Origin of the sequence: Chamaesiphon sp. OTE_8_metabat_110, assembly GCF_031382685.1 — a bacterium.
Taxonomy (GTDB): domain Bacteria; phylum Cyanobacteriota; class Cyanobacteriia; order Cyanobacteriales; family Chamaesiphonaceae; genus Chamaesiphon.
Genome location: NZ_JANMZA010000547.1, coordinates 1 through 4,426, shown reverse-complemented (window position 1 = coordinate 4,426; position 4,426 = coordinate 1). Strand labels below are relative to the sequence as shown.

General features: G+C 49.6%; 4 protein-coding genes and 1 pseudogene. All 5 read right to left on the bottom strand.

Annotated elements, in window-relative coordinates:
• A pseudogene (locus RMO52_RS19805) lies at positions 1 to 1,402 on the bottom strand (hypothetical protein); the annotation flags it as partial.
• Between the two features lie 188 nt (positions 1,403 to 1,590).
• Positions 1,591 to 2,241 carry a DUF924 family protein gene (locus RMO52_RS19800; protein ID WP_310417686.1) on the bottom strand — a complete coding sequence of 217 codons (651 nt, stop codon included), beginning with the start codon at positions 2,239 to 2,241 and terminating at the stop codon, positions 1,591 to 1,593.
• 122 nt (positions 2,242 to 2,363) lie between these two features.
• Entirely contained in the window at positions 2,364 to 2,813 is a 450-nt protein-coding gene (locus tag RMO52_RS19795) for a GNAT family N-acetyltransferase (RefSeq protein ID WP_310417689.1), read from the bottom strand.
• A gap of 94 nt (positions 2,814 to 2,907) precedes the next feature.
• Positions 2,908 to 3,603, bottom strand: a complete 696-nt coding sequence (locus RMO52_RS19790) for a VOC family protein (RefSeq protein ID WP_310417683.1) — start codon at positions 3,601 to 3,603, stop codon at positions 2,908 to 2,910.
• A gap of 59 nt (positions 3,604 to 3,662) precedes the next feature.
• On the bottom strand, positions 3,663 to 4,331 hold the full coding sequence (locus RMO52_RS19785) for a glutathione S-transferase family protein (protein ID WP_396135059.1): 669 nt from the start codon (positions 4,329 to 4,331) through the stop codon (positions 3,663 to 3,665).
• Positions 4,332 to 4,426 lie beyond the last annotated feature (95 nt).

The following is a 4,426-nucleotide window of genomic DNA, read 5'->3' as shown; positions in this document are numbered from 1 at the left end:
TGCGCTTATCATCTAGTTTGACATCCTTGAGAATATCGTAGCTAGTTTCGGCATACCAGGCATTTTTAGTTACGGGTTGTAGAGCGATAGCATTTGTCTCATCAGTGAGTTGTGGATCGCTGGCTCCACCTGCCGTAAAGGTACTGCGGGCAAAGCCAGCATCGGCTTTCCAGCGTCCGTTATCGTTAGCGGCGATAACTCGGAAGCCGATCCCATCGCTGGCTTCGGCATCGACGACTTCACCGACGTTAGAATTGGCGACGGGTAAGCGAGAACCATTCATCACGGTAGTTTCCAGCCGCACGCCGCCAGAGTTATTATTCGCCACTTGCATTCCGAGGGTGGCTCCAGTAAGGTTGTTATTACTCTCTCCTATCCCCAAGATATTATCGAAACCAACGATCGCGGTGGTGCTGAGATGCCCGATACTGAGATCGGCGAAATTATTGAGTTTGAGATTGGCTGTGACTCCTCTAGTACAGACATTGCTGACGAGTAAGGGATTGTTGCCAAAGCAGACATTACCAACTGCCACCTTATTATCGCCGTCAGTAAAATCGATCGAGTAGGCACTCAAATCTACAAGCGACGCGCGTTCTTGGAGTTCATTAAAGCGGAGGGCTTCTGGCTTAAAGGTAGTCCCGACGAGGTTGACTTTGCCTTGTAATTTACCCGTACCGATGGGATACAGGGCGGATAGTTCGCCAGTGAAGGCGGCATCTAGGAATGTCGGGCGAGGGGAAACACCCGCATCGGGACTGCGGGATTCGGCAAGTTGGGATTTGATGTTGACGTTGAGTTTGGTGCTGAAACCAATGGGGGTTTCGGGGGGTGTAGCAGCGGCTGAAGTTGTTGCAGGTGTCGATCCGGCTGGCGGGGGTGTCGTAGCAGTTGGGGATTTAGAATCGATGGGATTTGCAGGTGTCGAATCAGGTTTAGATGATGGATTGGGGCTGGGTGCTGGGGTTGTTGTTGAAGTTGAGGGTTTACTAGATTCTTCGGTTTGGGTGGCTACTTGGCTGTTGTTGGGTGCGATTTTAACAGAGAAAGTCGCGACAGGTTCCCACCGATCGGGTGTGGTGGTGCGATAAACTGTGAGTGTTTGCTCCCCAACAGGTAGGGGTAAAAGAGTGGATTTATAGACTAATTCTTGTCCTTCTCGTTGGATTTGAGAAGTGATATCGAGATCGCCTAAAAATACAGCAATTTCTGTTTGAGCTGGCAATCGATCGACTTTTACACGCAGGATTCCCCCCGATTTAAGGGTAATAACTGATGATGGTGTTGGCTCTGTTAAAGTTGAATTATTAGTTGGGCTAGGCGGTAGCTGTGCGAAGGTGGGTAGCTCGCATAGTGCGATCGAGCAGCACAAAACTAGCGTACCCTGAATCCAGCGGTACATAATAGTGGCATTCCTGTATTTAGATTTGTTTAAATTCGAGTGGTGTAAATTGAGATCGGTCTCTGTTCTCAACATCTTTTAGGTAAGAGATCGATGCTCGTTCCGTTTGCATTGGCGCAGCCGCGCGCAGAGATGCTTGCCAATGGATGCAAATGGTTACAAGGCGATTGGAAAAACGGAAAATGGAACTAATGCCGAATCAGAAATTGTGCGAGATCGGGTGGAAATGGTTGTTTATGTACGAGCTGTCCGCTGGCTAAATACTCTAGTTCGGCGGGGGTCGAAATTCGTCCCAGTAGCTTGTTGCGATGGGGCTGACGACCGAACCGAGCGACAACATCGCGTTGGCGGCGTGCTTGAGCGGCAGAGAATTCAAGCAACGAGCGATACTCTGGTAAGGACTCATCCACCAGCGCATCTGCCAGTTGGACTGACATTTCTAGGTGTTGGAGCTGCTCGGCATGACCCAGCGGTAGAAAGAAGAAAGTTTTCTCCCAGGGGGTTTCTAGAGCGGTATAGTGACCGAGTTCGATGCCTGAGATTGTCAGGGCGCGAGCTGTTTCATCCTGGGCAAATGCTCGATCGGTACCCTGATAGATCGTCCGCGAGAACTGGTCGAGAATCAGAATCAGCGCGAGTCGAGATCGCGGCTCCCGTGTCCAATCATTGAGTTCGCCTGCGATCGCGCGTTCTAATAGGGGTGAAAAACGTGCGACGATCTCGGCATCGCCACCGCCACGAAACCACCAATCGAACTGCCGCACTCGTGCTGCTAGATCGCTATCCGGTAGGCTGGGAAACCAAAACTTTAAAACGTCTTCAACTGCTGTAGTTTTCATATCATGCCTCGATTATTTGGGCTAAGTTTGAATTGGTAGGTCTTCAAGGTTAAGATTTTTTCAGTGGTGCGATCGAACATCATTACTCGACACGATTCGGCTAGCTTTTCGAGCATCCACCGTTAAAGATTCAGCTCCATGAATACAACCCAGTTCCGCAATTTCTCTGGCAACTCGTAGTACGGTTCGATGACTCTAAAGCCTAAGCTGTGATAGAGAGCCTTTGTCTCGTATTGTCGGAAGCCAGGGGTTAGGCGTATGGATCGATATCCGATCGCACGGGCACGATCGATCGATGCTTGTGCCAGTGCTTTGCCAACACCTTTGCCGCGTAAATGCGTGTAGACAAACATTTTCTTCATTTCGCAGGTATGAGGATCGATTTCCTGCACTGCAACACAGCCAGCCGGAATATCTTCATGGAACGCAAGCATGAGCATTCCATGTGGTGGGGCGTACTTGCCAGGTAACAAGGCGAGTTCTTCCTCAAATGCAGTTGCGTCAAAGTACTCATCGATGAGTTTTATGTCTTCTACGTAGCGGTGGCGGTGCCAGACAATAAAGGCGCGCATCAAGGTACGCACTCGATCCAGTTGCTCTGTGGTTGTGGGAACCTCTATAAATATCTTTGGGTTCTCCAGTGGTTCGGATGTTTGCATGGCGATCCTACCAATTTACAACTAGAGGTAATTCAGGCCGAAAATCCACCCGATTTCCCTGGATCTCTCGATCGAACCCAAGCTCCACGCAATATTCTCCTCCTACTCGCAGTCCGATCCGAGCGGTATCGTTCGCGTAGCGTCGGCTCTGCCGAATCGCCGCTTGCAATGCTGGTGACGGACGATCTGCGGTAAGAGAGATCGACTCTACGCGGGTTATTTCCTGCCAACCGATCGAGTGCTCTAACGGCTGTGCCTTTTCCGGAAGATATCGATCTGGACGTTTACCAAATGGAGTCTGGAAGAGCATCGGCTCGGTTAGCACGTCGCTATTCGTCCCAACCGCAATACTCAATGGTTCGGGCAAATAAGGCGGACGATATTCCCAATGGGGAAAGGCAATGCTGTCCTCATCGGTTGTCGTCGATCGCAGACATACTCCAAATGGACACACTCCATCTTGCCGATGTGCCCATCGCTCCCACAGATGAGTCGGGCGAATTAGCTCCGATCTTGTCTCTTCTGGATCGCAAACCCACAGAAATTCCAACATTGCGTTATGGAAAAAGAAACAGCGATTGGCAGTACCTTGCCCAGGATGGGTGTTCGCTCTTCCCTCCACTAAACCGAGCGACACTAAACGATCGGCTTCTGGAGCACCAATATCGGTACAAATAAATAAATGGTCGAATTCAAATGTCATAGCTTTAAAGCCGATCGAGGACAGGTTTTACTCAGCTTCTCAAATTTAATCTATTCGAGTTACTGACGATCGAACATCATTTGAGCTAGTCGTCCATAGTGTTCGAGATAAAATTCTGGCGAATTGGCGATCGATCGCACCGCTTCGTGCTGGGCTAATGCTGCTTGCCACTCCTGAAGTCGATCTAGTCCAGATGGCAACCCAAAGCCTCGGAAATGCTCCAGCACGGCTAATTGCTCGAACCAAGGGTAAAAAGTCAAATCGACCAGACTCAGCTCCGTCCCCAGCCAGTAGGGCATACTAGCGGGATTTTTACGCAAACCCTCATGCTCCATAAATAGTAAATGCTCGGTCAGTTCTGTTAATAACGCCGTTGGGCGTGAATCGCGACCGTGTAACAGTTTTCCGGTAGTGGCATACAAGCGGGTATCGGCAAAATTAATCCAAATCCGTGCCCGTGCCCGCTGGATCGGCTCGGTGGGTAACAGTGGCGGATCGGGAAAGGTTTCCTCTAGATATTCATTAACGATCGCCGATTCCCAGACGCAGTTATCGCCATGTTTGAGGACGGGTACTTTACCATAAGGCGAAATTTCCAGAAAGTTAGCAGGCTTATTTTGGGGGTCGATTTCGATCGACTCAAAGGGAACACCTTTTTCTAGCAATGTTAACCGCACTCGGTGGGCAAAAGGACAAAGAATTGCACTGTAAAGTTGAATTTGAGACATCATAAAATTCCTCGATCGTTTGGATAGAAGTTACTCAGAGATCGGGGCAATTATTACCATTACCTCTGGCAACTATATCGCTCAAACTCTTTTGG